Raw genomic sequence first — 26,898 nt, 5'->3', positions numbered from 1 at the left:
GGGACAGCATCCTTTCTCAACAAATTCGATCCTTCTGCCATCGGATGGATTCGTCCCATTCGACATAGCGCAACGGAAGATCGCGCCAGTACCACGTCGACTCGTCATCGGGCCAGGTGGCATAGATCTCGTCCCACGTCGCGACACCGCAGTGCACGTCGAGGGCACGTCGTTCGATCACCTCGTGCAGGGGCTGGTAGCGGAAGTCGCAGGAGAGGCGAACCCGGTCGGGCTGGCCGTTGGGCAGCGCCTTGTGCACAGTCCGGCTGGAGAACGTGAGCACGTCGCCCGCCTCGAAGTCCCCTTCAGCCCATGTCAGGTCGAGGTTGCAGAGGTAGGCCTCCAGCCCGCCGGCCCCGTCCGCGGCCTTGTAGGACAGGAGCCCGTCATGGTGCGAACCGTCCAGCACGGTGAGGCCGCCGAGGCTTCGCGGGCAGTCGCCCAGCGGAAGCCACGCTGTCCATACGTTCGGGCTGCCCTGGACGTGGATGAAGTCCTGGTGCGGTGCGGTGGGGTTGCTGTCGCCGCGCGGCACCATCATCCGGGCGATGTTGCGAGGGTGCCGGAGGACCGGCGCGTCGAAGAGTGCGGCGTACAACGCCTGCAGTCGTGGGTGGTCGGAGAGTTGGTGGAACTCCCGCACGTGTTGCGCGTCGCGGTAGGCCGCCGGTGTCACGCCGACACCGCAGAACTCCGTCTCGGCCGGATCTTCGCGTTCGTACGCAGGGACGTCCGCGATCCCCTCGCCGACTGGTGTGCCCGGAGCGAGCCAACCGTGTCGGTCGATGATCTCGAGGAACCGCTGGCGTACGTCGAGGACCGCCGAACGAGGCAACAGCCCGCGCAGGAAGAGGTAGCCGCGCTCGTCGGCGCGGGCACGCAGGGCGGGCGGGTCGCCGAGCAGGTCGGAGGAGTCGAGGAACGGCGTCGTACGCGTCGGGCCGGTGGTCGTCGGGGCCGTCATCGAACGCTCCGGGGTCGGGATCGGTCGCTCATGGTCGCGCCAGGAACGGGTCGGAAGAAAATCGTTTCATCCAGCGTCGAGGGAGGTACGCCGCGAGTACATGGCCTGACCGGTCTTGGCAGCCGGAGTTCGCGTGGACGAACTTCGCCGTTGTGAGACCTCCACGGTGCGCCGGCGACGGCCGACGCTGGGTCTCAGGTGACGACGGGCGTGAGGTCGGCCGCGGGCCGGTGCGGACGTCCGCCTCGGGGGCGACCTCGGCGCTGGTCGGGCCGCGCGGCGAGGGTGGCGGACACGTCGGCGATGCGCACGACCGCCTCGGCGAGATCGGCTTCGGGCAGTGCGTAGGGCAGGCGCAGGAACCGCTCGAACGCACCATCCGTCCCGAATCTCGGGCCCTCCGCCAGCCGCACGCCCTGCTGGCCGGCGAGCACCGCGAGGGTGCTGGACACCGGGGCGTCGAGCTCGCACCACAGGCTCAGGCCACCGGGCGGCAGCTCGAACCGCCAACGCGGCAGGTGAGCGGCCAGAGCCTCGGCGAGTGCCGCCCTTCGGCTGCGTACCATCGATCGCCGCTCGGTCAGGATCGGCCCGTGCCGCACCATCAGCTCGGCGGCGGTCAGCTGGCTGAGGATCGACGTACCCAGGTCCGTCACCGCGCGGACGCCGAGCAACGTCGGCACCAGCGACGCCGGCGCGCGGAGCCAGCCGACCCCGAGGCCACCCCAGTAACACTTGCTGGTGCTGCCGACGAGGAGGACCCGGTCGTGCCGGTCGTACGCGGCGAGCGGGTGGGGCATGGCGTCGGGCTCGACGTCGAGAGCGAGGTCGACCAGCGTCTCGTCGGCGACGGTGAGAGTCCGGGTCCGCGCGGCGGTCGCCGCGACCCGCTCGCGCGTGCTCGCCGACATCAACAGGCCGGTCGGATTGTGGAAGTCGGGAACGAGGTAGGCGAGCCGCGGCGCGGACTGGCGCAGCGTCGCCTCGAACATCGCGACGTCCCAGCCGTCGGGGCGCAGCGGGACCGGCACGGCGCGGGCCGGCACCTGGCGGATCGCCTCGAGGACGTTGGGATAGGTGGGGTGCTCCACGAGGACCCGATCGCCCGGACTCACGAACGCCCGCAGGATCAGCGCGAACGACTGCAACGACCCGCCGGTGACGAGGATCTGGTCGGGTGTCGTCGGCAGGCCCCGTTCGGTGTAGCGGTGGGCGAGCAGCTCACGCAGGTTCGGCACACCGAGCGGGGTGTAGCCGTGGCCGCGGAGGTAGGTCGGCAGGGCATAGGTGGCGGCTTCGACGGCCGCGGCCATCCCGGGCGGCGCGGGCAGCGCGGCCGCACAGAGGTCCAGGGCCTCGTCGTCGGGATCGGCCGCGGGCATGATCGCTCCGCCGCCGGGTCCGGGGCCGCCGTTGGTGCGGTGGGTGGTGCCTGGCGCGCCGGCCCCCGGGGGCACCTGGATGCGGCTCGCCGCACCGCGCCGGCTGGCGAGGAAGCCGGACTCCCGCAGCACGCCGTACGCGGCGGCGACGGTCGTGCGGCTCGCCCCGAGCGCGCGGGCGAACTCGCGCTCACTGGGCAGCCGGGTGCTCGGTGGCAGCCGGCCGTCGAGAACCAGGAGGCGGATCCGGTCGGCGAGCGCGCGGTAGGAGGGCCCGCCGTGATGCCAGGAGCCGAGCATGTCGACGAGCTGGTTCGCCGTCGCGGAGCGGTCCAACATGCATGCCACTCTCACACGACTGGCTCTGGAATACCAGGCCAGTTGTGGGTGAGGATCGCAGACGTGCCCGCTGAGTCCCGCAATGTCAATGACAAGTCCGCACACAATGCCGCACCCATCTCCGCACCCAACTCCGGCCATGCGGTCGAGTTCGCGTCGAGCCCGCTCGCCGCTCTCCGCGAGGGCCGGCTGACCCGCCGGTTCGTGCAGCTCTTCCTCGGCCTGACGCTCTACGGCGCCTCGATGGCGTTGATGATCCGTTCGACACTCGGCCTCGACCCCTGGGACGTGTTCCACCAGGGGCTCATGGAGCACACGCCACTGTCGTTCGGGATGATCGTGATCATCATCAGCGGTGTCGTGCTGCTCGCCTGGATTCCGCTGCGGCAGGTGCCCGGGATCGGCACCGTCTGCAACGCCGTCGTGATCGGGATCGTCGTCGACGCCACCTTGCTCGTGCTGCCGGCACCGGAGTCGATGGCGCTGCGGATCGTGTTCATGGTGTCCGGCATCGTGCTCAACGCGGTCGCGGGCGGTGCCTACATCGGTGCGCGCCTAGGCCCTGGACCTCGCGACGGGCTGATGACCGGGCTCGTCCGGCGCACTGGACGATCGGTCCGGCTCGTACGTACGGTCATCGAGGTCACCGTGCTCGCGATCGGCTGGCTGCTCGGTGGCACGGTCGGTGTGGGGACGGTGCTCTACGCCGTGAGCATCGGCCCACTCGTCCACATCTTCCTCCCGCGGTTCACGGTGCCGGCACCCGTGGCCAGCGCCTCCGCGCTGGACGAGCGGCAGCGAGCCGTTGGATGAGCGTGTCCCTGTGGCAGCGAGCCGTTGGATGAGCGTGCCCCTGGGCAAAACCGTCTCATGAGTCGGCATTGCCGGGCGATGGCCGCTCCCGGACGTCGCGCTGGGTAGCCTCAGGCCATGAACGAGCAGCACCACGGCTTCGAGACTCTGGCGATCCACGCGGGCCAGGAGGCCGACCCCGCGACCGGCGCGGTGATCACCCCGATCTTCGCCACCAGCACCTACCGCCAGGACGGCGTCGGCAAGCCGCGCCAGGGCTATGAGTACTCGCGTACGCAGAACCCCACCCGGGCCGCGTTGGAGGAATGCCTCGCCGCGCTCGAACACGGCGCCCGTGGCCTCGCCTTCGCCAGCGGCATGGCGGCCGAGGACACCCTCCTGCGTACCCTCTGCAAACCCGGCGACCACGTGGTCATCCCCGATGATGCCTACGGCGGCACCTACCGGCTCTTCGCCAAGGTCGCCGAGCCGTGGGGCCTCGCGCACACACCCGTCCACGTCGCCGACGTCGACGCCGTACGTGCGGCGCTCAGATCCCGGCCGACCGCGCTGCTGTGGGTCGAGACGCCGACCAACCCGCTGCTCGCCATCGCCGACATCGCCCGACTCGCCGAGGTCGCCCACGAGGCCGGCGCGCTGCTCGTCGTCGACAACACCTTCGCCTCGCCCTATCTCCAGCAGCCGTTGACGCTCGGCGCCGATGTCGTCGTCCACTCCACGACGAAGTACGCGGGCGGCCACTCCGACGTGGTGGGCGGCGCGCTGGTGACGGCCGACGCGACACTGGGTGAGCGGCTTGCGTACGGCCAGAATGCGATGGGTGCGGTGGCGGGCCCGTTCGACGCGTGGCTGGTGCTGCGGGGGCTGAAGACCCTGGCCGTACGCATGGAACGCCACAGCGACAACGCCGAGCGCATCGCCGCGTACCTCGCCGGCCATCCGAAGGTCGGCCAGGTCCTCTATCCGGGCCTGCCCGAACACCCGGGCCACGAGGTGGCGGCGAAGCAGATGCGGCGGTTCGGCGGGATCGTGTCGTTCCGGCTGGCGGGTGGTGCCGCGGCCGCGATCGAGGTCTGTGAGCGGACGACCCTCTTCACCCTCGCCGAGTCCCTCGGTGGCATCGAGTCGCTGATCGAGCATCCGGGACAGATGACGCACGCCAGCGCGGCCGGGTCGCCGCTGGAGGTGCCCGACGACCTGGTGCGGTTGTCGGTGGGCATCGAGACAATTGACGACCTCCTCGACGATCTGGCGCAGGCGCTCGGCTGACCGGCCTTGCCCGTTCGGCTGACCCGGCCTGCCCGTTCGGCTGACCCGCGTGGCACGAACCCGCTGGAGTGCCGAGGTGCGAACCGCCGAGATGGCCTCATGCTGCAGGAGGAACGACGATGAGTGAGAGTACGCCCGCGAGCCCGAACCCGCTGGCCTGGTGGGAGATCCAGGTCCCTGATCTCGACGTGGGTCAGGCGTTCTACGGTGCAGTCTTCGGCTGGACGTTCGAGCCGTTCGAGGACGGCTTCGTGGTGGCGAAGACGGCCGACGGCACGATGGTCGGCGGGCTCGACACCTCCGCCGGTGACGCCCCTCCGGCGGGCCGCCGCGTCCACGTGTACTTCCGGTCCGACGACCTCGAAGCCACCCTTCGTGCGGTCCAGGCGGCGGGTGGCGCGGTGGTGCAGCCGCGGACGCTGATCTCGCAGGAGTACGGCTGGTTCGCGACGGCCGCCGATCCGTCGGGGCTCCAGTTCGGTCTGGTCACCGACAAGCCCGCGGGCTCGACGCATGAGTGAGGGCTGAGGCCCACTCCTACCGTCCACGAGCGTCCCCGGCGGCGGATTCCTCTGCTGGCGTCCGGCCACCCTCTACGCTTGCGCCGGTGACGATCAACGACCTGACGGCGCGGGCGATGCGGGTCCACGCGCTGTACGACGAACTCAACCACCGGCAACGCGGCCGCACCTGGAGCCGGGAGGAGTTCGTCCTCGGATTCATGGGCGATGTCGGGGACCTCGCCAAGCTCACCACGGCGGCCGAGGGTGCGCGCGACATGCCGGGGGGCCGGGCCGCCCTCGGGCACCAGCTGGCCGACTGTCTCTGGTCGGTGCTCGTTCTCGCCCGGCTCTACGACGTGGATCTCGACGCGGAGTTCGAGCAGATGACGGCGAAGCTCGCCGCTTCGCTCACCGACCGTCTGCGCGAAGGCTGAGACGGCCTCTGATCAGGCGCGGGAAACCGGGGTCAAGCCCGGCACGGACCGCACGGTTCCCGCACATGATCATGGCGCGAGGATGTCCGGACCATGGCGAGGGTGGCGGTTGGCCTGGGGCGGCGGCCCGCTTTCCACGTCCCACCAGCGAGTCCGCGCAGGTCGATCCGATGGTGTCCACGACCGCCGCTCGGGCGTCGCACGAGGTGGCTGCCGCGCGGTATGACTAGCTCCATGACGAGCCCCACCACCCCCCAGAACCCGCTGCGGATCGGCGTCAAGCTCGCCCCGCAGCACACCACCATCGACGAGCTCCGCGGCGTATGGCAGCTGGCCGACGAGGCCGGATTCGACAGCGTCTGGAACTTCGACCACTTCGCGTCCATCGGCAGCGACGACCCGTCGGGTGACGTCTTCGAGGGCTGGACCCTGCTGGCCGCGATGGCCGAGGGCACCAGCCGGGTACGCATCGGCTGCATGGTCAGCGGCAACACCTACCGGCACCCAGCCGTACTCGCCAAGATGGCGGTCACGGTCGACCACCTGTCCGGCGGACGGCTGGACTTCGGCCTCGGCGCGGCGTGGGCGGAGGTCGAGCATTCCATGCTCGGCCTGCAGTTCGGGACCGTGGGCGAACGCATGAACCGGTTCGAGGAAGCCTGCGAGATCATCACGTCTCTGTGGACCCAACCGACGACGACGTTCGCCGGCAAGCACTACCAACTGTCCGACGCCCTCTCCAACCCGAAGCCGGTCCAGCGTCCGTACCCTCCGTTCTGGATCGGCGGCAGCGGGCGCAAGCGCACCTTGCGGATCACGGCGAGGTACGCCGACGCGTGGAACGCCGCGGGTGGGTCGATCGAGGAGATCGCCGAGCTGTCCGGGGTCCTCGACCAGCACTGTGCGGACGTGGGACGCGACCCCGCCGCGATCCGGCGCACGGTGCAGGTCCGGTTCGGCGAGAACCTGACCGACCCGGCGGACCTCCTGCCGGTCGTCGAGTCCTACGCCGGAATCGGGATCGGCGAGGTGATCGTCGTCCTGCGCGGCGGTGATGCGGTGGCGCGGGCGGAGAAGGTCGCGACCGTCCTCCCACGGCTGCGGTCGATCGGCTGACCGCGCAGGTGTGACGGTGCGGCCGGGTCGTCGCTACCGCCCAGGCAGCAGTACGTATCCGCAGGGACCTGTCCGAAGAATCGGTATCCATCACCGTTCAGCGAGTTACGGACAAGTCTCTTCGCCGCGGGATCCGCCGGCGCCGCCACCGCAGGGTGGCGACGGTGCACGACCACAGGGCCAGCGACAGGGCGAGGAACCTGAGACCGCCTGCCAGCTGCTCGGGGTAGACGACGCCGGTGAGGTAGTGGTCGATGAACCCTCCCCGCAGAAGGGGTTCGCCTGCTCTGCCGCGTGCCCAGTTCTCCGTCGCGGTGAGGGGGCAGACGAGCGGAACCAGCGTGCCGACCAGCCCCCAGCACACCGCAGCCAGATGAGGGCCGATGGCGCCAGGCCAGCGCCAGCCAAGAAATCCACCGAAGATGACGTAGGCCATGAAGGCGAAATGCGCGGTGGCGGCGGCCACGACGAGGGCCCGGAATCCCATGGCAGCCACCTCCAGCCGGCTGCGAGACCGAGAGCACTCTCTCCACTATCGCACCGCGGGCGTGAGGTGCGGTGGCCGCGCCGCCGCCACCTTCGCGATCGCGTTCATGATCACGGGGGAGGGCGCAGAGTGAACGTGTCGCCGGCGAGGGAGCGGATCAGGTCCTCGTCGACGTCGTGGCCCAGCCCCGGGCGGTCGAGCGGCACCGGCACCTCTCCGTCGTACGCCCGGATCGGCGGATCCACCACGTCCTGGGTGTAGTACTTGTCCGAGCCCGAAACGTCACTGGGCAAGGCGAAACCGGGCAGGCTGGCGAGCGCGACGTTGGCCGCGCGCCCGATCCCGAACTCGTGCATCCCCCCACACCAGACCTGCCACCCCCCGGCGACCGCGCGGTCATGCGCACGTCGTGCCGGCGTGATCCCACCCATCCGGGACACCTTGATGTTGAGGATCTTCGCCGCATCGAGCGCCATTGCCGTGTCGAGCTGATCAAGGTCGTCGATGGACTCGTCCAGGCACAGTGCGGTGTCAAGACGCGCCTGCAGGCGTGCGTGCGCGGCCAGGGCTCCCGGCGCGAAGGGCTGTTCGATCAGCAGCAGGTCGTACGCGTCGAGGGCCTGGAGCGCGTTCAGATGAACGGGATCCTCGTCGTACGCGCCGTTGGCATCGACCTGCAGCGCGAGATCGGGATAGGTGCCGCGGACCGCGCGGACCGGCTCGGTGTCCCAGCCGGGTGCGATCTTGAGCTTGATCCGCCGGTATCCGTCGTCGAGATGGTGGCTCACCTGGGCGAGCAGATCGTCGACGGTGGGTTCGATGCCCAGGCTGACGCCCGCTGGCGCGCTGGTCCGGGTGCCGCCCAACGCGCTCGCGAGCGACATGTCCTCCCGCCGGCACGCGAGATCCCAGCAGGCCATGTCGAAGCCGGCCTTGGCGAAATTGTGTCCCCGGATCCGCGCCCACGCGAGGTCGGCCTCCCACGGCGTCGTCCACCGGTGCGCGAGCACGGCAGGAGCAAGGTGGGTGGCCAGCATCCACCAGCACGTGTCGACCGTCTCCGCCGAATAGAACGGATCGCTCGGCGACGCGATCTCGCCCCAGCCAACGAAGCCGGCCGTGTCTTCGAGTCGGACCAGGATGTGTTCGAGGTAGGACTTGCGGTGCGAGCTCGTCTCGAACTCGTGCACCAGCGGCAGGCGGACCCGGAACGCCTCCACGCCGACGAGGGGAACCGCCGCGCTGTCGTTCGTCGGTGCCTGGCTCCTCGGGTCGGGTGCCTTCGCCCCCTGCGTGGTCGGCTCGGGTGCCGTCGGATCCGGGCTCTCTGGTTTCTGGCTGCCTGGCTTCTGGCTGCCTGGTTTCTGGCTGCCTGGTTCCGGGGTGGCTGGGTCCGGCGTGGCTGGTTCCGGGCTCATCGGGTCGTCCTCCGTAGCTGGCTCACGGTCGTTGCGTCCTGTCGCCGGTGGCGGAAGGTGAGCCCGGCGCGGCAGGCGTGAGACCGATGCTCGCGGATGCCGGCCGGAGCCGGTACCACGCCGAGTCCGTGTCGTCGGCCCGGCACGACACCCCGACGTAACCCTGGCCCAACGTTCGTTCGAACGCCGTACTCACCGCTGTCCGCACCTGCTTCGCACGGTCCGGTTCACGCGCGACGTCGGACCACGAGCGCGGAATACCGATCAGCATGTCCGTGCCCTCCCGGACGAGTTCGCCCCATCCGGGCAGACGGGTCGGAACCTGGTCCACGGCCGGTGGCGCCGGCGGCCCCGCAAGGTCCCACTCCACGATCAGCCGGTCGCTCGGATGGCCGGGGTCGCGCCCCATGTCCTCGACACCGTAGAGATTGGGCACGAACCACCTCGCCCGTGCCCCCAGGACGTCGAGGTTGAAGTGCCCGTTACCGGCGCGAACCGGATCGTAGGACCAGCGCATGGTCGTGATTCCGGTGCCGAGGACGTACGCGCGTTGGCCGGACTTCAGCGCCCGACCGACCCCGCGCCCCTGCCACTGCGGATGCACCACAGCGGCCTGCGAGTAGTGGTAGACCTCACCCGAGGTGGCGTCCTTCCCCACGAATCCGTACGCGAAGCCAACCAGCCGCTCGCCGTCGAACGCCCCGATCACCGAACCACCGTTGCGGCGCAGTGCCCAGAGCAGCCGCGGGCTGACGGCAGGCGCGCTCGGTCCGAGTTCGAGGACAGCGCGATAGAGCTCGACGCTCGCCTTCATCTCCGCCGGCTGTTCGAGCGGACGGACCGTGAGGGAGGGCCCGGCAGCGGTGTCCATGAAGCTGATGCTTTCACTGGCCGCGAACGCGGCGCCGACGCCCCGGCCTGCCGACGCCCCGGCCTGCCGACGCCGAGGCCTGCCGACGCCCCGGGCTGCCGACGTCCCGGCCTGCCTCGTCGGTCGGTTCACGTCCCCGACTCGCCGCGCAGACGGCGCGAAAAGAATCGGTGACACGCCGGGCGTGGTGCCACCACTTCGGGGCTTGGCCATGAGATCCTCAGCCGCCGCTCGGTGTGATCCATCCGCCCCCGCCAGCCGATGTCTTTGTCGCACCACTCCGCTAGGCTTCGCGGCGATCTGTCCTGTTCGCGATCCGACCGCCGGTCGGGGTCGCCCTGAGGGCCAACGCGACACCCGTCGGCACGGAGGACGACTGTGGTCACGAGTGAGTCCCGGCTACGCGGAGCTCTCGACCTGCTGTTCACCGACGGGCCCGTGCTGGATGTCTACTCTCACCGGCCGTGGGCGGTGCCCGATGGCCTCCTCGACGAGGCGGCGGCCCGCATCGACACCCTGGTCGCCGACCGGCGATCGGCACAGCTCACCCTCGGCAAGCAGCCCGGACTGCGCACCCCGACCCCCGCCGTCGTCGCCGATGTCCTGGGCATGGTGGCGTTCCTCTGCGGTGACGCCGCCGTGCGCGCCGGCGTATGTCGCCGGCTTGAACACGACCTGGTCGAGCGCTTCCGGATCCATCCCGTCATCGAGGCCGAACCCGACCGCCGCTGGGTGGCACAGGGATCCTCCTGGCGGCCGCCCGGCCGGAACCTCTTCCAGGCCGCCGGAGACGACCGCGCCCGCCGCACGGTGGCGCTCGACCTCACCACCGAAGCGCTGCAAGCCCTCGACGGTGTCGTCCCACTGAACGAACGTCGGCAGGCACTGTTGCATCTGTACGACGAGGCACGACGCGACGCCGATCTGCTCGAGGCAACCCTCACCACGCCGTACGTCCGCTCGGAGTGGGGCCGGCTCGAGGAACGCTGGGCCGAGCTCGCCGGTGATGACCTGGTGGCCATCCTGCCCGAGCTCACCGGACCGGTCGGCTACCTCAGCTGGATCGTCGACGGCTGGATCGCGGCACACGAGCGACTCGGCACCCTTGTCCCGGGCGGCGGCGACTCGACCCAGGCGTTCGTCTCGTTGCTGATCCAGGCCGGTATGACCGAGGCTCCTGCCGAGCTCGCGGTCGGGGTCCGGGGCGAGCTGTACTCCCAGGTGCAGCAACAGTTGCGCGTCGTCCTGCGGACCTGGAACGCCGAGGCCTGGCGGCGCCGGGTCCGCGACTGGCTCGCGAGGGCGCTCGTCGCCGGCGAACTCGAGCTCAGCCGCGCCTGGCTCGACCTTTCCGTACGCCTCACCGGCGCGGTCCAGGGTCTCCCGGGTGCTCCGGTGACCCCCCGCCCGTGCCTCGTGCCCGTCGACTGTTTCCAGGAGGACGTACGCCGGCTCTTCCGGGTACGCCGGGTGCGGCACCCTCTCACCGGGTCCAGCTCGGTGGCGGGGTGGGTGGCGGCTGATGACGCGTTCCCTTTCGGCGTTCAGGCTGGCGGTCGGCTGCCCGAGGAGGAGTTCGCTGGCGAGAGTCTCGACTCAGGCCCGTCCCCAGGGGAGCGGCCGGGCGATGAGGTCGCCGTCGAGCAGGCGGCTGGAGAAGGGGCGCGTACGCAGGAGTCGGCCGCGGCGTCGGCTCCCCAGGAGGCAGGTGCGCGGGACTCTGCTACGCGAGAGGCCGCTGTCCGGGAGTCGGCCAGCGACCAGCCGATGAGTGAGGGCGCTGGCGCCCGCCGGGACCATGCCCCGGCGGAGCGGGCCTCACTCGACCCGGCTCCGGTGGAACCAGGCCGGGTGGAATCAGGCTCGGTGAAATCAGGCTCGGTGGAACGAGCCCCGGTGGAACCAGCCCCGGTGGAACGGACTCAGGGAGACGTTCCTGGGGAACCCGTCGAAGCGGACCGGACTGGCGCGAGCCGAGCCGACGGTTCGGCTGCCGAGGGGCACCCGTCTGGAGCGGATCCGGACCAGATCACCGCTGGGCACGACCTGCCAGAACACCCCGACCACCCCGCAGCGTCGGAGCGGCCCGCACGACCGGACCAGCCGGCCAGCGCGACACCGGCCATGCAGCCAGACCAGCCCGCGCGGGTCGAGCAGGATGGCGATGCCGGAGCTCCTGCACGTGCTGGACAGGTGACGCCTCCCGAACGGCAAACGCGATCCGAGCAGCAGGGTCAGGCTGGTCAGACCGCGTCTTCGGACCCGGCAGCGGCCGACACCGCAGCAGGCCCTACCGGCGTAGCTCAACCGGAACGAAGCACCCGCGAACCGGCCCAGACCGAACGTGGCCGACGCGCCGTCGCTGGTCGTCAGTCCATCGCGGAGTCGGAGGCGGGGACATCGTCCGTCCCGCCCGAGCAGATCACGGGAGCCCACGCCAAGCCCATGCCACCTGAGGGTGGCGACGCGACCACGGTCTTCTCCCAGCAGATGCTCGGACTGATCGGGCCGTCGACCCCTCCGCAAGGACGCCGAGCGAACGAGTCTGGGCGAGGCCACGCCGACACTGGTCCGCACGGGGCATCACACGGCGCCGGATCAGAACACGACCAGCACACATCCTCCGAGGCTGTGGCCGGTCCATGGGGGTTCGAGGCGTTCGCCAGTCACGGCCAGCACCCCGACAGTCCTGGCCCGGACCACCAGCGCAACGGGGTCCGGACACCGGCCGACCGGTCCGCTGATCCGATTCCCCCGCACGCCGGTGGACAGGGAACCGGTGGACAGGGGTCCGGTGGACAGGGATCCGGTGGACAGGGATCCGGTGGACAGGGATCCGGTGGACAGGGAACCGCCGGACACGGCGGCGCCGGGGTCTCAGGGGGTCACGGTGGCTATGGCGGCACGGCCGGCCGGGGCGCACCGGCCAGTCAGGGCGGCCCCGACGTACAGAGTGGGCCCGACGTACAGGGTGGGCCCGACGTACAGAGTGGGCCCGACGTACAGAGTGGGCCCGACGTACAGAGTGGCGCCGGTGACCAGCTCGGCTATGGCGCCCAACGCGGCTCTGGTGGCCAAGCAGGCTCTGGCGGGCCGGCTTTCCCCGCTCCCGTGGCTCCGCCCGCGAGCCCGGTCGGCAGCCCGAGCAACGACTTCGCGTGGTACAACGCCACACCGCCCGGCGACTACCGTGAACCGGTCGAGGTCGAGTCTGAGCCCGCCGACTACGCCATGTGGACGCGTCGCGAGCCGACAGGCCCGCGCGCCCAGGTGCTGGCCCTGATCGACAGCATCGTCGGCCAGCCTGCCCTGGTCACCGCACTTCGTGAGGCGGTCGCCGCGCCCGAACAGGACCTGCGTCTCCTCGTCGCCGGACCACCCGGCACCGGCGAGGGCATGACCGTCGACGTGCTGTCGAAGTTGGTGACGGCGCGCGGGTTCGACGGCACCGCCATCACGATCAGGTATGAGCATCTCGCCCGGCTCGATCCCACGACGGCCGTCGGGCAGTTGCGTGAATGGGTGGACGGTTGTCTCGGCGAACGCCTGCTGGCCATCGAAGACCTCGACCAGATCATCAGCGACGGCGCCCGTGGTGCGGCACTGGCCGAGGAACTGCACCGGCTGATCAGCATCTGCGGACCTGACCTGCAGGTTGTGGTGTTCACCGGGCCCGACGGATACCGCCGTCTGGTCGACATCAACCCGGCGCTCGCGGCATGGTGGCGGGTTGTCCGTACCCGTGACTTCGACGCGGGTGACTACGCCACCATCTTCGGGCGGGTCGTCGAGCAGCGCGGCGCGGTCGCCACGGACGATGCCGCCCGGCGGGCGGGTGACATGTTGGCCGCCACGCCTGCCGAGGGCCAGCTTCGCAACGCCAGGTTGGCCGCCTACCTCGCCGAGATGGCTATCGACGCGGCGCGCAGGCGTACGGACGGGTCGTCCCCACCGATGGTCGACCTCGCCGACCTGCCACGGTTCGAGTCCGAGCCACCGCCACCTCAGCACGTCGCCGACGGTCCCCAGCCTGGGGCATACTCCCGACTCGGGCGGTTGCGCTGACCCCCGCCGAGGTCCGCTCGGCGCTTGCCCCAACGGCACGGCGACGGGCTGGCGGAGTCGCAGGACGGAACGCCTCGCTCGGCACCCCCACGATTCGCCCGGTGGTCGGAACGCGCGCGACAGCCGGGTGGGGATGACCCCGGCGAGCTGTCTCAGTACTCCGGCGAGCACACGCCGAGCAGGTTCGCCCAGCTCTCCGCCAGGCGTACGGAGAGAAGCTGCGAGCGGCTGCCGTCTCCACTGTCGAAACGCAGCTTGAGCGTCGCCGGACCTTCGATGGGTGCCGAGCAGTCGTGTGGCGCGAAGCGCAGCCGGACCGTTCGTTCGCGGCCGACCGGGATCTGCCGGTCGGTGTCGGGCGACGCGGTGACGTTGTTCAGGTGGATCCATCCGGCCGGGAGGTCAGCGGCGCGGAAGGTCAACGGTCGCCCGCCACCGTTGAAGACGTCGAGCGCGACCGACACCCCCTCTGGGCCAGGCGTCACTTCCTGCCCGACGAGCCGAGGAACTCCGCGCCCGGGGTGCTGGTCGCACACCGCAGGTGTGAGGTCGTAGAGGGTTCCCGCCGACACGTCCATCGTGTCCGCCGCGCCGACGAACGGCCTGACCAGCATCGGAAGGGTGATCTCCGTGGCCTTGGCAGCCCGGGCCGGCACACAGTCGGTGACCTGCCAGGTCAGGGAGAGTGTCGTACGACCCTGTGCGGGCAGTTGGATCGGATTCTGTGCATGCACGGGCTGGCGGGCGGTGTCCCGAGCGCCACGGAACTCCATCCCGGCCAGTGGCGGCAGGTCCGGTGTGATCTCGAGGTGGTCATCGCCGCTGTTGGTGAGCTGGATGTCCAGCTCGACCGTGTAGCTGTCCAGGAAGGCCGCCGGTGCCGCTTCGGCGCGAACGGCGGAGCTGGTGAGACGGGCGAACAGCAGCAGACCCGCCACGAGGAGTACCAGGGCGACGGCGACCGGGCGGGCCCAGCCGGGACCGCGGCGCGGGGGATCGACCACCTCGGCCACGTCGGGTGAGGCGTCGCGCCAACCGCTGTCCCATGCCATGGCACCCGTCCCGTTCCATGAGCCCGACTGGATCAACGAGCCCCTACCGACAATGAGCCCGGCCCATCGATGTACCTGTCGTGATCGGTGACCCGTCTCGATCTATCGGAGCCGTTGCGATAAGGAGGAGCCGTCTCGATCAATGGAAGCCGTCTCGATCAATGAGCACAGTGTCGTCCTCCTGAGAAGGGTCGTGGCAGCACCCGGCAAGATTGCTGGCATGACCGACGACACCTCCGGAGATACCAGCGAAGGCACTTCAGGCCAGGGCGCGACTCATCGGCCCGACCAGAACGAGCCCGGCAGCCCCACCGAACGGCCCGCCGACTCCAGGGGGCCGGATTCCGGGTCGCCGGATTCTGGGTCGCCGGATTCTGGGTCGAGCACCGGTGCCGGCCGGATGAGGGACGAGTCGGCCGCCCCGGTGCTCGCCGTGGACATCGGGGGTACGAAGATCGCGGCCGGTCTCGTGTCCGCGCAAGGCGACGTCCTGGTCAGCGACCGGGCGCCCACCACTCTGGGTCCTGACGACGGTGACCTCGCGATCTGGGAACGATTGCATACCTTGTGCGAAAGCGTTCTGGACGCTGCCGGGCGGCCGGCCATCCAGGGCGTGGGCGTAGGTTGTGGCGGTCCGATGCGCTGGCCCGCCGGCGTGGTGTCGCCGGTGAACCTGCTGCCCTGGCGGGACTTCCCGTTGCGGGATCGGTTGAGTGCTGCCTACCCAGGCGTGCCGGTCCGGGTGCACAACGACGCGGTCGCCGTCGTCGTGGCCGAACACTGGCGGGGCGCCGGTCGCGGAGTGGCCAACATGCTCGGCATGGTGGTGTCCACCGGCGTCGGTGGTGGGCTCGTACTCGGCGGCCGGCTCATCGACGGCCGCAGCGGCAACGCCGGCCACGTCGGCCACATCGTCGCCGACCCGACCGGGCCGGAGTGCGGCTGCGGGGGGCGCGGCTGCGTCGAGGCCATCGCTCGAGGGCCGGCGCTCGTCACGTGGGCCCGCCAGCAGGGCTGGCGCCAGGACGACGAGGCGGCAACGGCCAAGCATCTCGCCGACGACGCGCTGGCCGGCGACAAGATCGCGCGGAAGGCGTTCGAACGCGCCGGGCATGCGGTCGGTATCGGCATCGCGTCGGCCGTCGCGCTCTGTGACCTTGAGCTCGTGGTGGTCGGTGGCGGCGTCTCCCAGGTGGGCGGGCTGCTGTTCGAGCCGCTCGAACAGAGCCTCCGAACGTACGCCAGGATCGAGTTCGCCCGGGACGTGGTTGTCAGGCGCGCGAGTCTGGACCAGAACGCCGGCATCGTCGGAGCGGCCGCGTTCGTCCTGGCGGGCGATCAGTACTGGACCCCCGGATGACCGACCGGGGTGACCGGCTGGGATGACTGACCGGGATGACCAGCTGGGGACCAGCTGGGATGACCGGCTGGAGTGACGGCCGAGAGTACCAACCGGGTGACCATCCTGTGGCGAGCTCGGCGCGCCGCGTTCCGGGTGTTCGTTCCCGGGTAGGAGCCCGGCATGATCACCGGGAGGGCTGGTTGGCGGGGTCGGCTGCGTCGGGTGGCGGCGCGCCTGTCCGGCCGAGCGGGCCGCCGGCCGGAGACCCCCGCCCGTCGCGGTGGCGAGGGCCCCACCCGTGACGTGGACGCAGCCCGTGACACTGGCCCCGCCCGTGACACTGGCCCCGCCCGTGACAGTGGCGCAGCTCCCGTTCCTCCCACAGACGCTGGTCCTGGTCCTGGTGATGTGGAGCGCCGGGCGGAGACCACGAGCACGGCCGCACCGCGCGGCCGCGAGGTGGACATCCCACACGGCGTTCTCGTGGCCAGCGAATGGTCGTGGCGCCTGCTGTTGATCCTGGCCGCCGCCGGGGTGACGGGCTACTTGCTGCTCCAGATCAGCATCATTGTCGTACCCGTGCTGATCGCGGCCCTGGTCACCGCGCTGATCGTTCCGGTCACCGGCTGGCTGCACCGCTCCGGGCTGCCGCGCGGGGTCGCCGCCGGTCTGACCCTGCTCGGCCTCATCATCGTCGTCCTCGGTCTGCTGGCGCTCGTCGGCCAACAGGTCGCGACCGGTTACCAGGGGCTCTACCGCCAGGTTGTCGACGGGATCGACCAGGTACGTATCTGGCTCATCCGCGGTCCGCTGAAGTTGTCAGAGGCCGAGATCGACAACGCTTTCCAGTCGTTGGGTGAGCTCGTCACGACGAACCAGCTCACCGAGGGTGCCCTCCGAGTGAGTACCACGGTGGGTCACGTGGTGGGCGGGCTCTTCCTTGCGCTGTTCACGACGTACTTCATGCTGTACGACGGCGAACGCATCTGGCGCTTCCTCGTCGGCTTCTTCCCGCGGTCGGCGCGCGTCCTCGCCGACTCGTCGGGGCGGCGCGGATGGGTGTCGCTGACTGCGTTCGTCCGGGCGACAGTGATCGTCGCGTTCGTCGACGGGGTGGGCATCATGATCGTCGCGCTGGTCCTCGGCCTGCCGTTCGCCGTTCCCATCGGGGTCCTGGTGTTCCTCGCGTCGTTCGTTCCGATCATCGGTGCGCTCGTGTCGGGGGCGGTCGCGGTGCTGGTCGCGCTCGTCGCGAAGGGACCGTTCGTGGCGCTCATCATGCTCGGCGGCGTCCTGCTGGTACAGCAGCTGGAGGCGCACGTGTTGCAGCCGTTCCTGCTGGGAAGGTTCGTCCGGCTGCATCCGGTGGCGATCCTGTTGGGAATCGGTGCCGGTGCCTACCTCGCCGGCATCGCGGGTGCGCTGTTCGCCGTACCCCTCGTGGCGGTCCTGAACGGCATCGTCCGGCACCTCGCGCAGGAGCGTACGACCGCGGAGACGCGACAGATGCCGGCACCACCGCCAGGTTGACCCGCGATCGCCACCCGTCGGCCCATGACAGCGATCGGCGGGCCCGGCGGTCACTAGCCGCGCGGACCCGCCGACTGTTGCTGGGGCGCGCTGCTGCTAGCGGGAGCGGGCCATTTCGGGTTCCGAGCCGCCCTCGGGTGCCGAGCCGCCGGCCGTCGGTTGGCCGGTCGCGAGGGGGAGCTCCTTCAGGAACAGCACGATGACGAACGCAGCGAGCGCGAACGGCACGCCGGCGAGGAAGACGTCGTGCAGGGAACGTACGAACGCCTCGATCACCGGCTCCTTGAGCGCCGGCGGGAGGTTCTGGATGGCGGTGACGTTCTGGGTGGCGCCCTCAGGGATCTGCGCCGCAGCCCGCGCGGGCAGTTCCTCCGCCAGGTGGGTCGACAGCCGACTGGTGAGGATGGCCCCGAACATCGCTGTGCCGATCGCTCCGCCCATGGTCCGGAAGAACGTCACCGAGCTGGAGGCGGTGCCCATGTCGCGCATCTGCACGGAGTTCTGGACAGCGGTCATGATCGTCGCCATCGTGAGGCCGAGCCCGAATCCGACGACGTAGGCGTAGAGCCCGATCGTCCACAACGACGAGTCCGCGTGGAGGCGGGACAGGAGCCACACACCGAACGCGATGATCAGGCCGCCCATGACGGGGTAGATCTTGTACTTCCCGTTGCGGGTGATGAGCTGGCCGGACCCGATCGAGGACGTGAAGATTCCCGCGACGGTGGGGAGCATCGCCAGCCCGGAGGCCGTCGGCGACATGCCCTGGACGACCTGCAGGTAGAACGGCAGGTAGATGATCGTGCCGAACATCACGAACCCGGCGAGCAGCCCGAACGCGTTGCTCACGGTGAAGACCGAGTTGCGGAAGAGCCGGAGCGGGATGATCGGCTCGGAGGCACGCGACTCGACCAGGACGAAGAGCAGGACGAGCACGACACTCGCCCCGAGCAGGGCCAGCGCCCATCCCTCGGTCCAGCCGGCCGACTCGCCCCGCCACGACAGGTACAGCAGCAGGCAGGACACCGCCGCCACGATGGTGGCCGCGCCGAGGTAGTCGATCTTGTGGTTGCGCCGGATCTTCGGCATCCGCAGGGCGTACGACGTGACGACCAGCGCGGCGGCGCCGATCGGCAGGTTGATCCAGAAGATCCACCGCCAGCCCGGGCCATCGGTGAACCATCCGCCGAGCAGAGGTCCGGCGACGCTGGAGACGCCGAATACGACGCCGAAGTAACCCTGGTACCGGCCGCGTTGGCGGGGCGGGATGATGTCGCCGATCACCGCGAACGCCAGCGCCATGAGGCCTCCGCCGCCGAGGCCCTGGATGGCCCGGAAGGCGACGAGTTCGAGCATGTTCTGCGAGAGCGCCGAGAGCACCGAGCCGACGAGGAACGTCCCGATGGCCGCCTGGAACATCGGTCGGCGGCCGTAGAGGTCGGAGATCTTGCCCCACAGCGGAGTGGATGCCGTGGACGTGAGGAGGTAGGCGGTGACGACCCAGGACAACTTGTCGAGGCCGCCGAGTTCGCTGACGATGCGGGGGAGTGCCGTACCGACGATGCTCTGGTCGAGTGCCGCGAGCAGCATGCCGGCCATCAGGCCGCCGAGCACGATGAGGATCTGCCGGTGGGAGAGGTACGTGTTGCCCTCGACCTCCGCCGGTGCCGCGCCTGCGGGCACGGCCGCCGGTGTGCCGGGTGCGGCCGACGCGGCGGCCGAAGGGGCGGATGCGGCGGATGCGGCGGCGGGTGTGGTCGAGGGCGGAGGTTGCTGCTCGGTCATCGAATGGTCTCCTGCGGGTTGTTACGTGGGAACGGTGTGACGTGGTGTCACTCGCGCTGTGTGGCGCGAGGCCGGCGACGCCGGGTGTCCCCGGGTCACCCGTGGTCAGGCGTCGTGCACTTCCGGAGTGCCGGGCGGAGGCGGGTCAGGAGCGGGCGGTACGGATGAAGGGGAAGGATCCGGACCTGCGCCTGTCCCCGCGCCTCGTGAGGACTGGTGTTCGAGGTCGTCGGCAAGCCGGTTGAGCAGGCGTTCGAGCGTATGGAGATCGCCTTCCGGCCAGTCGGCGAGGGCGGCGTCGAGGTTCGCCCGGCGGCGCGCGAACGCATCGTCGAGCACCTGGCGTCCGGCGTTCGTGACGGACAGATGGGCCGCACGGCGATCGTCGGGATCGACGGTGCGCTGGAGATAGCCCGAGGTCTCGAGCGCGCGGGCGTGCCGGCTCACCGTGGAGACGTCGAGCTGGACCTGTTCGGCGAGGTCGGAGAGCCGCAGCGGTCCGGCACAGTTGACGGTGTAGAGGACGTACTGGAGTGCGGGCTCGATCGCGGTGGGTTGCGTCCGCTTGATCAGGCGGATCATCCGCATCAGGGCGACGAGGAGCGCCTCCGGCGTGTCACGCGGAAGTTCGCGGGAGAGCCCGGGCCGGTCGGCGGCCGACGAGTGAACTGCTTGCACCGTGCAAGTGTAGGTCGGTAGTTGCGCCATGCAAGTATTACTTTCCGAAGTGACCCTCGTGCGCCTCGTATCCAGCCGCGCCGGCCCTCGGCGTTCCCCGTGATCATGATCATGATCACGGGACGGATGGTCAACGCTGGTGGAGGCTCATCCGGATGCCGTTCCTTGGTCGCAGGGTGACCGCCGGGCGTACGGCGACGACCTGATCGGGCAGGGTCTGCGCGGCCCACCGGCGGGCCAGCGTGGCGAGGACGAGGACGCCCTCCATCCACGCGAACGCCAAGCCGACGCAGATTCGCGACCCGATCCCGAACGGAAGGTACGCAGCGCGCGGCTGCCCCGGCGCGGCTTCGTCCCACCGACCTTCGCGGGTGATCCATCGCTGGGGCCGGAACTCGAGAGGCGCGTTCCAGAACCGCGGATCCCGATGCAGGACCCACTGGCTGGCCACGCACAGCGACCCCGCCGGTAGCGTCCAGCCGTCGAGCTCCAGATCGACGAGCGTACGCCGGCCGAGAATCCACGATGGTGGATAGAGCCGCAGCGCTTCGGCGAACACCGCCCTGGTCCGGGGCAACCGCGCCAGGTCGGCGGACGACAGGTCGTCCCGGTCGTACCCGTCCACCTCCTCATGAAGCCACGTGGCGACCTCGGGGTGTTCCGAGAGCAGCCACCACGTCCAGGTCAGCGCGGTCGCCGTGGTCTCGTGTCCGGCGAGCAGCAGCGTCATCACCTCGTCGCGGACGAGAGAGTTGTCGTCGATGCTCGTGAGGAGCGCCGACAGGAGGTCCGGTCCCGGAGGGGCCGCCCGGCGCTGGTCGATCAGCTGCCGGACCAGGAGGTCGAGCCGGTCGACGGCGGCGAAGAGGCCAGCCCGTCGGCGGGTGGGGAGCCGGAGCAGCACGTCACTTCCCGGCAGGACGTGCCGTTGGAACCCGCGCAGAAGTACGCCGAGCGACTCGGCGACCGGCTTCGCGAGTTCGCGCAGGTCGGAGCCGAACAGGGCCCGCCCGACAATGGTGAGCGTAAGCCCCGACATCTCCTCCGCCATGTCAACGGTTGCGGGAGCGGGTGCGTTGGCGGCCGCTCCGACCGGCCCGCCGACCGGCGTGTCCACCGCCCCGCCGACCGGCGTGTCGGCGGTCCCCTCGGCTGCCGGCCCGGCCCCGGAGAGGATCCGCCAACGGGCATCGTGCTCCAGCGCGGCTGCGACCATCGTCTCCGCATACGCTGCCACCCGTCCGCCGTGCATGGCCGGCTGGATGCGCCTTCGCTGCGTACGATGCAGTTCGCCCTCACTGGTCAAGAGGCCGTCGCCGAGGAGTATCCGGATCCGTTCGAGTGCGCGGCCCTTCCGCGTGGAGCGGCCGTGGACGACGAACAGTTCGTGGACCAGATCGGGGTGGCCGAGGACGTAGACGTGCTCGCGCCCCAGCCGGAGGTGGGCGACCCGCGGATGCCGCGCGGCGACGCGGGTGAGGTAGTCGGTCGGGGAGCCGCTGGCGAGCAGGCCTGCATAGAGCAAAACGCCGTGTGGTCCTGGTGGCCGGGCGATCCGCATGACTCGTTTGTACGCCCGTACCGCGCGCCTCTTCCACACCGCCACTCCGGTCCGACGCGGTTCGGGTCATACGCCCCCAGGTACGGCGAGGGAGGGCGGCTCGCCCGACTGCCGCAGAACCAACGCCGCGGAGTGCGAGACTGCCGGACATGACTCCGGGACCGCCCGAGCTGGCGGCAATCTATGACGAGATCACCCGTGCGGCGCACACGCTGGACGGAGTCGCCCGGACAACGCCGATGGAAGGATCGCGTTGGCTGTCGGACCGGGTGGGTGGGCCGGTCCAGCTGAAGTGCGAGAACCTCCAGCGGGCGGGTTCGTTCAAGATCCGTGGTGCGTACGTCCGCATCGCCCGGCTGGCGCCTGCCGAACGCGCACGGGGTGTGGTTGCTGCGAGTGCCGGCAACCACGGCCAGGGTGTCGCGCTGGCGGCGAGCCTGCTCGACACGGCGGCAACGGTGTTCATGCCGTTGGGCGCGCCGATCCCGAAGGAGGAGGCGACCCGCTCCTACGGTGCCGAGGTCCGGTTCGTCGGGCACACGGTGGACGAGGCGTTGCGGGCGGCGCGGGCGTTCGCGGATGAGACGGGTGCTGTGCTCATTCATCCGTTCGACCATCCGGATGTCGTTGCCGGTCAGGGAACGCTCGGCCTGGAGATCGTCGAGCAGTGCCCGGATGTCGCGACGGTCCTCGTCCCGGTCGGTGGCGGTGGGCTCGTGGCCGGGGTCGCGGCAGCGCTGGCGGGAAGCGGGTCGGCGGCGCGGGTGGTGGGGGTGCAGGCGGCGGGCGCGGCGGCGTACCCGATCTCGCTCGCGGCAGGCCATCCGGTCGCGGTTCCGCACATGGCGACGATGGCGGACGGAATCGCGGTGGGGTGTCCGGGTGTGATGCCGTTCGACCTGGTACGCCGCTACGTCTCCGACATCGTGACCGTCTCGGAGGAGTCGCTGTCGCGCTCCCTGCTCCTGCTGCTCGAACGCGCCAAGCTGCTGGTCGAGCCGGCGGGAGCCGCCGGAGTCGCGGCCCTACTGGATTCGCCGGCTGCGTACGAGCCGCCCGTCGTGGCGGTCCTGTCCGGCGGAAACGTCGATCCGCTGCTGCTCATGCGGGTCGTACGCCATGGCATGGCGGCGGCGGGGCGCTATCTGTCGATCCGGGTCCGCGTGCCCGACCAACCGGGTGGCCTCGCGGCGCTGCTGAACGAACTCGCGGCCGCGGAGGCGAACGTGCTCGACGTCATCCACGAGCGGACGTCGGCGAGCCTGCATCTCGGCGAGGTGGAGGTGGCGCTTCAGGTGGAGACGCGAGGGAATCACCATCGTGAGGAGATCCTCGACCGTCTGCGCAAAGCAGGGTACCCGGTCACGTTTTAGTAAGTGATCTTGATGATCTATAAAATCGCCCTTGACAGTTGCTGTAGTGGCGGGTGAGATCAAGGTATGTCTGAGCACACACCCCACGAACCAGAGGGCACATCCGCCGACCCGTGGGCGGAGGCGACCGATGAGGTACGCCCCGGCCAGGGCGCGGCCACTCCGGCCGAGGCGGACGCGGACCAGCGCAGTGAGAAGGCCGCGCGGTCCGGTGAGAAGGCGGCGCGGTCCGGTGAGAAGGCGGCGCGGTCTGGCGAGAAGGCCGCCCGGGTAGCCGACGAGGCAGCGCGTACGGCCGACCAGATGGGCCGCAAGGCTGACGAGGCGGCACGCTCAGCAGGTGAAGCGCGTTCGGGTGGCGACGCGGCCCGAGCAGCCGCGGGCGGCGGGACGAGTGTGACACCCGAAGGTTCGGTGCGCGCCATCCTCGCCGAGGTGGCCGCCGGAAAGCTGACCCCCGAGCAGGCCGCCCCGTTGATCGATGCCGCCCGGGAGCCCGGCGACGCCGCTACACCCGCGGGCGACGCGGGCGCGACAGAGGCAACCGACGCCGGCCGTGAGGACGCAGGTGAGACGGCGGTTCCGGTCGCCGCGACGATCACCCGGCTCCGGGTGCGCGCAGTCGGGCGGCGGGTGCGCATCATCGGCGAGCCGTTCGTCTCGACCGTGGCCGTCGACGGCCCCCATGTCGTACGTCAGGAAGGCGACACGCTGGTCGTCACGAGCGAGGGAGAGTTCGGCGCGTCCATCGACGGATTCACCCTGATGCGGAGCCGTAACCTGCGCGACGTGCAGGAGCGGGTCTTCGACATCGGTCGCGAGCTGTCCGTCCGTGTCAACCCGAGCATGACGGTGGAGGTCGAGGTCACCGCCGGAAGCGTCAACGCCGAACGCCTCCCCGGTCTCGAACAGGTGCGCGTCACCGCCGGGTCCGCACGGGTCCGCGACGTCGACGGCCCGATCGACCTGTTGGTCCAGGCAGGATCGGCGCAGGTCGAGGGCAAGATCACCAAGGGCCGGTCGCGGCTGCGGGCCGAGTCGGGTTCGTTGCAGCTGCGGTTGCTGCCTGGGTCGAGTGTGCGGGTGCGTCCGGACGTCCAGCTCGGGCGGGTGCAGTGGGAGCCGCCGGGCAAGGACCGCGAGGAGCACATCGTCGGTCTCGGTGACGCGGTACTCAACCTCGAGGTCGTGATGGGCACGGCGACCGTGAAAGAGGCGCCGTGACGGGATCCCATGCGTACGGGCATGGCGGGTCTGGGGTCCCGGAGTACCGGCCACCACGTGACTGTCCGGTCTGTGGCGCGGGCCTGCAGGTCACCCGGCTGGGTTGCGGGTCGTGTGGAAGCGAGCTCTCCGGCGTCTTCGAATCGTGCGGTTTCTGCGGTCTCACCGACGCCGAGCGTTCCGTGTTGCAGGTGTTCCTGGTCTCCCGCGGCAACATGCGAGAGGTCGAACGGCACCTTGGGGTGAGCTATCCGACGGCCCGCCAGCGGTACGCCGACCTGCTCACGAAGCTGGGTCTGGAGCCGGCACCGGCCGCTGCCAGTGGTGCCGCCGAGGCTGCTCAGGCCGGGCACAGCCGCGAAGAGGTCCTCGCCAGTCTGGCGAGAGGCGACATCGACGTCGACACCGCAGCGCTGCAGCTCCGCGACGCTGGCTGATCAACCGCGGCCGGTCGGTCGGCGCCAGGGTCGCCCGGTCAGCGCGGCGGCACCCTGTGAATGACCACGTTGGGCATGTCATTTGTCGTTGAATGACCACGTTGAGCGTGCCATTTGTCGTTGGACAGGTGCCGACGCCTGTTCCGGGGTCGACAGGCATGCTCAACGTGGTCATTTGCCGAAGCTCGGGCGCAGTGGACCGGAGCGCGGCGAGAGTCGGGCGCAGTGGACCGGAGCGCGAGGCTCCGGCGTGGCCGGCTCAGGCGCAGCGGGCCAGGGCGGCGTGGCGAGGCGTGTCTTACGACGTCAAAGGACGCGATCAGGCGCCGAACGGTACGGCGTCGACGATCTCGACCGCGAGCTTGCGGCCGCTGGGGGCTTTGTACGTCGCCTTGTCGCCCTTGCGCTTGCCGCTGATCGCGGAGCCGAGCGGTGACTGTGGCGAGTAGACCTCGAGGTCGACGGAGTCGTCGAGGGCGAGGAGCTCACGCGAGCCGAGGATGAACGTCTCGGTGTCGTCGTCCCCTTCGAACCGGATCGTCACCTTCATCCCGGGCTCGACGATCCCGTCGTCGGGCGGGGTGTTGCCGACCCGCGCACGGCGCAGCATGTCCTGGAGCTTGCGGATCTGGGCCTCGGTCTTGCCCTGTTCCTCCTTTGCGGCGTGGTATCCACCGTTTTCGCGCAGGTCGCCCTCGTCGCGGGCCTCGCCGATCTTGCGGGAGAGTTCCGCTCGCACAGTGCCCGTGAGATGGTCGAGCTCCGCCCTGAGACGGTCGTAGGCCTCTTGGGTGAGCCAGATGACGTTCTCGTCGGTCGACTGCGTCACGGTCTGTCGCTCCTCGATCGTGGGGACATATCGGCATCCCGGAATGCCGGGATATCCCGCGGATGTTGTCAGTGCGTGTCCGGAAGAGTGCGGACTGACCTATGAGGCTAACAACGCCGAACCCATCCGGCCATTCTGGGCGCGCCGTTGACCAAGGGCGGTGTCCGTGTCGTCGGTGGCGTCGGCGACCATGGTGCCGGCGCGTCCGCTGCCAGACCCAGTGTGACTCGCGGGTCCACCAGGTGATCCGCGGCCCCACCGGTGGGCCCCAACCCGCGGCCCACCCGTGGGCCTCGCCCACCGGTTCGCCACCGCTGGCCCGCACGTGGCCACCAGACGGAGGAGAAGACCACGGTGCCATCGACAGCACCCGACGAGTTGCGGCTCATGCATGTCCACGCCCATCCCGACGACGAGTCGAGCAAGGGTGCCGCCAGCACCGCACGGTACGTCGCGGAAGGCGTCGAGGTCCTCGTGGTGACCTGCACTGGCGGCGAACGCGGCTCGATCCTCAATCCTGCGATGGACCGCCCGGAGGTCCTCGCCAACCTCGCCGACATCCGCCGCCAGGAGATGGACCGGGCGCGCGAGATCCTCGGGATCGACCAGGCGTGGCTGGGTTTCGTCGACTCGGGTTTTCCCGACCGCGACAATCCGGAGCCGTTGCCGGACGATTGCTTCGCGGCGACGCCTCTGGAGGACGCGGCCGCCCCGCTGGTGAAGGCGATGCGCGAGTTCAAGCCGCACGTCGTGACGACGTACGACGAGAACGGCGGATACCCGCACCCGGACCACATCATGTGTCACAAGGTCACCATCGCGGCCTGGGAGGCGGCCGGGGACCCGGACGCCTATCCCGAGGCAGGCGACCCCTGGCAGCCGCTGAAGCTGTACTACCACCACTCGTTCCACCGCGAGCGTACGAAGGCGCTGCACGACGAGATGGTGCGGCGCGGCCTGGAATCCCCTTATGCCGACCGGCTCAAGGACTGGAAGCCCGACCCCGCACACGCCGCCCGGGTCACGACCCGGGTGCCGTGCGGTGACTACTTCGCCGTACGCGACAAGGCGTTGCTCGCCCATGCCACGCAGATCGACCCGAACGGGGCATGGTTCGCCTGCCCGCACGAGGCGCATGTGGCCGCCTGGCCCACCGAGGACTTCGAGCTGGCCCGCAGCCTCGTCGAGTCGCCGGTGCCAGAGGACGACCTCTTCGCGGGAATACGGACGCCGGTGGCCTCGACCTGCTGCGCCGACGGTCGGGGTGCGGCCGAGCCGTGCGGTGCATCTGACTAGGGCCTAGATCGTTGATCGGAAATTTTGATCAGGTCAGCGATCAGTGGTCGTAGGCGATTAGGGAGCGTTTTACGGGTGCGCCGATGATCCAGTTGTGCCAGATGGCGGTGTTGAGCGCGAGTAGGCGTTG

At 70.1% G+C, this 26,898-nt stretch carries 22 protein-coding genes; 12 read left to right on the top strand and 10 right to left on the bottom strand.

Annotation, left to right across the window (positions count from 1 at the left end; all coding sequences use genetic code 11):
* Positions 1–16 precede the first annotated feature (16 nt).
* Both ABNF93_RS00110 and yczR read right to left on the bottom strand, forming a co-directional pair.
* Positions 17–964, bottom strand: a complete 948-nt coding sequence (locus tag ABNF93_RS00110) for a phytanoyl-CoA dioxygenase family protein (protein ID WP_349325381.1) — start codon at positions 962–964, stop codon at positions 17–19.
* Positions 965–1,158: 194 nt separating this feature from the next.
* Positions 1,159–2,685, bottom strand: coding sequence for a MocR-like transcription factor YczR (gene yczR, locus ABNF93_RS00105; protein ID WP_349325380.1), 1,527 nt, complete (start codon positions 2,683–2,685; stop codon positions 1,159–1,161).
* A 63-nt stretch (positions 2,686–2,748) separates the two neighbouring features.
* Here yczR and yczE point away from each other — a divergent pair, with 63 nt between their 5' ends.
* From yczE to ABNF93_RS00080, 5 genes are all read left to right on the top strand, one after another.
* A complete protein-coding gene (yczE, locus tag ABNF93_RS00100) occupies positions 2,749–3,498 on the top strand; it encodes a membrane protein YczE (protein ID WP_349325379.1) in 750 nt (249 codons plus the stop codon).
* A 117-nt stretch (positions 3,499–3,615) separates the two neighbouring features.
* Positions 3,616–4,767: a cystathionine gamma-synthase gene (locus ABNF93_RS00095; RefSeq protein ID WP_349325378.1), complete on the top strand. Its 1,152-nt coding sequence runs from the start codon at positions 3,616–3,618 to the stop codon at positions 4,765–4,767.
* A gap of 119 nt (positions 4,768–4,886) precedes the next feature.
* Positions 4,887–5,288 (top strand): VOC family protein, encoded by a 402-nt coding sequence (locus ABNF93_RS00090; protein ID WP_349325377.1) that lies wholly within the window; start codon positions 4,887–4,889, stop codon positions 5,286–5,288.
* Positions 5,289–5,374: 86 nt separating this feature from the next.
* A complete protein-coding gene (locus ABNF93_RS00085; RefSeq protein ID WP_349325376.1) occupies positions 5,375–5,704 on the top strand; it encodes a nucleoside triphosphate pyrophosphohydrolase family protein in 330 nt (109 codons plus the stop codon).
* A 234-nt stretch (positions 5,705–5,938) separates the two neighbouring features.
* Positions 5,939–6,820, top strand: coding sequence for an LLM class F420-dependent oxidoreductase (locus tag ABNF93_RS00080; protein ID WP_349325375.1), 882 nt, complete (start codon positions 5,939–5,941; stop codon positions 6,818–6,820).
* A gap of 97 nt (positions 6,821–6,917) precedes the next feature.
* Here ABNF93_RS00080 and ABNF93_RS00075 read toward each other — a convergent pair whose 3' ends face one another.
* From ABNF93_RS00075 to ABNF93_RS00065, 3 genes are all read right to left on the bottom strand, one after another.
* The gene (locus tag ABNF93_RS00075) at positions 6,918–7,307 is read right to left on the bottom strand and encodes a DUF2784 domain-containing protein (protein ID WP_349325374.1); all 390 of its coding nucleotides are present in this window, start codon (positions 7,305–7,307) and stop codon (positions 6,918–6,920) included.
* Positions 7,308–7,417: 110 nt separating this feature from the next.
* Positions 7,418–8,725 carry an o-succinylbenzoate synthase gene (gene menC / locus ABNF93_RS00070; RefSeq protein ID WP_349325373.1) on the bottom strand — a complete coding sequence of 436 codons (1,308 nt, stop codon included), beginning with the start codon at positions 8,723–8,725 and terminating at the stop codon, positions 7,418–7,420.
* A 22-nt stretch (positions 8,726–8,747) separates the two neighbouring features.
* Complete coding sequence (locus ABNF93_RS00065; RefSeq protein ID WP_349325372.1) at positions 8,748–9,596, bottom strand: GNAT family N-acetyltransferase; 849 nt, start codon at positions 9,594–9,596, stop codon at positions 8,748–8,750.
* 378 nt (positions 9,597–9,974) lie between these two features.
* Between ABNF93_RS00065 and ABNF93_RS00060 the strand changes: the two genes are divergently transcribed.
* Positions 9,975–13,661 (top strand): hypothetical protein, encoded by a 3,687-nt coding sequence (locus ABNF93_RS00060; RefSeq protein WP_349325371.1) that lies wholly within the window; start codon positions 9,975–9,977, stop codon positions 13,659–13,661.
* A gap of 152 nt (positions 13,662–13,813) precedes the next feature.
* Here ABNF93_RS00060 and ABNF93_RS00055 read toward each other — a convergent pair whose 3' ends face one another.
* Positions 13,814–14,713, bottom strand: a complete 900-nt coding sequence (locus ABNF93_RS00055; RefSeq protein WP_349325370.1) for a hypothetical protein — start codon at positions 14,711–14,713, stop codon at positions 13,814–13,816.
* Between the two features lie 400 nt (positions 14,714–15,113).
* On the opposite strand from ABNF93_RS00055, the gene ABNF93_RS00050 reads away from it, so the two are divergent.
* Positions 15,114–16,073, top strand: a complete 960-nt coding sequence (locus ABNF93_RS00050; RefSeq protein WP_349325369.1) for an ROK family protein — start codon at positions 15,114–15,116, stop codon at positions 16,071–16,073.
* 162 nt (positions 16,074–16,235) lie between these two features.
* Positions 16,236–17,585, top strand: a complete 1,350-nt coding sequence (locus tag ABNF93_RS00045; protein ID WP_349325368.1) for an AI-2E family transporter — start codon at positions 16,236–16,238, stop codon at positions 17,583–17,585.
* Positions 17,586–17,681: 96 nt separating this feature from the next.
* Here the strand turns inward: ABNF93_RS00045 and ABNF93_RS00040 are convergent, their stop codons facing one another.
* The 3 genes from ABNF93_RS00040 to ABNF93_RS00030 all read right to left on the bottom strand — a co-directional run bounded on the left by ABNF93_RS00040 (position 17,682) and on the right by ABNF93_RS00030 (position 21,609).
* Positions 17,682–19,370, bottom strand: a complete 1,689-nt coding sequence (locus ABNF93_RS00040) for an MDR family MFS transporter (RefSeq protein WP_349325367.1) — start codon at positions 19,368–19,370, stop codon at positions 17,682–17,684.
* A 105-nt stretch (positions 19,371–19,475) separates the two neighbouring features.
* Positions 19,476–20,048 (bottom strand): MarR family winged helix-turn-helix transcriptional regulator, encoded by a 573-nt coding sequence (locus ABNF93_RS00035; RefSeq protein WP_349325366.1) that lies wholly within the window; start codon positions 20,046–20,048, stop codon positions 19,476–19,478.
* Positions 20,049–20,178: 130 nt separating this feature from the next.
* Complete coding sequence (locus tag ABNF93_RS00030; protein WP_349325365.1) at positions 20,179–21,609, bottom strand: cytochrome P450; 1,431 nt, start codon at positions 21,607–21,609, stop codon at positions 20,179–20,181.
* Positions 21,610–21,758: 149 nt separating this feature from the next.
* On the opposite strand from ABNF93_RS00030, the gene ilvA reads away from it, so the two are divergent.
* The 3 genes from ilvA to ABNF93_RS00015 all read left to right on the top strand — a co-directional run bounded on the left by ilvA (position 21,759) and on the right by ABNF93_RS00015 (position 24,643).
* The gene (gene ilvA / locus ABNF93_RS00025) at positions 21,759–22,982 is read left to right on the top strand and encodes a threonine ammonia-lyase (protein WP_349325364.1); all 1,224 of its coding nucleotides are present in this window, start codon (positions 21,759–21,761) and stop codon (positions 22,980–22,982) included.
* Positions 22,983–23,048: 66 nt separating this feature from the next.
* On the top strand, positions 23,049–24,206 hold the full coding sequence (locus tag ABNF93_RS00020) for a prolipoprotein diacylglyceryl transferase (RefSeq protein WP_349325363.1): 1,158 nt from the start codon (positions 23,049–23,051) through the stop codon (positions 24,204–24,206).
* A complete protein-coding gene (locus ABNF93_RS00015) occupies positions 24,203–24,643 on the top strand; it encodes a DUF2089 domain-containing protein (RefSeq protein ID WP_349325362.1) in 441 nt (146 codons plus the stop codon). The genes ABNF93_RS00020 and ABNF93_RS00015 overlap by 4 nt, the downstream gene beginning before the upstream one ends.
* A gap of 319 nt (positions 24,644–24,962) precedes the next feature.
* Here ABNF93_RS00015 and greA read toward each other — a convergent pair whose 3' ends face one another.
* Positions 24,963–25,472 (bottom strand): transcription elongation factor GreA, encoded by a 510-nt coding sequence (gene greA / locus ABNF93_RS00010; protein ID WP_349325361.1) that lies wholly within the window; start codon positions 25,470–25,472, stop codon positions 24,963–24,965.
* A 354-nt stretch (positions 25,473–25,826) separates the two neighbouring features.
* Between greA and mca the strand changes: the two genes are divergently transcribed.
* A complete protein-coding gene (gene mca, locus ABNF93_RS00005) occupies positions 25,827–26,768 on the top strand; it encodes a mycothiol conjugate amidase Mca (protein ID WP_502877508.1) in 942 nt (313 codons plus the stop codon).
* The last annotated feature ends 130 nt before the right edge of the window (positions 26,769–26,898 follow it).

It is taken from the genome of Actinopolymorpha sp. B9G3 (genome assembly GCF_040120725.1).
In the GTDB taxonomy this organism is placed as follows: Bacteria; Actinomycetota; Actinomycetes; order Propionibacteriales; family Actinopolymorphaceae; genus Thermasporomyces.
This window is presented reverse-complemented; position numbering and strand designations above follow the sequence as displayed.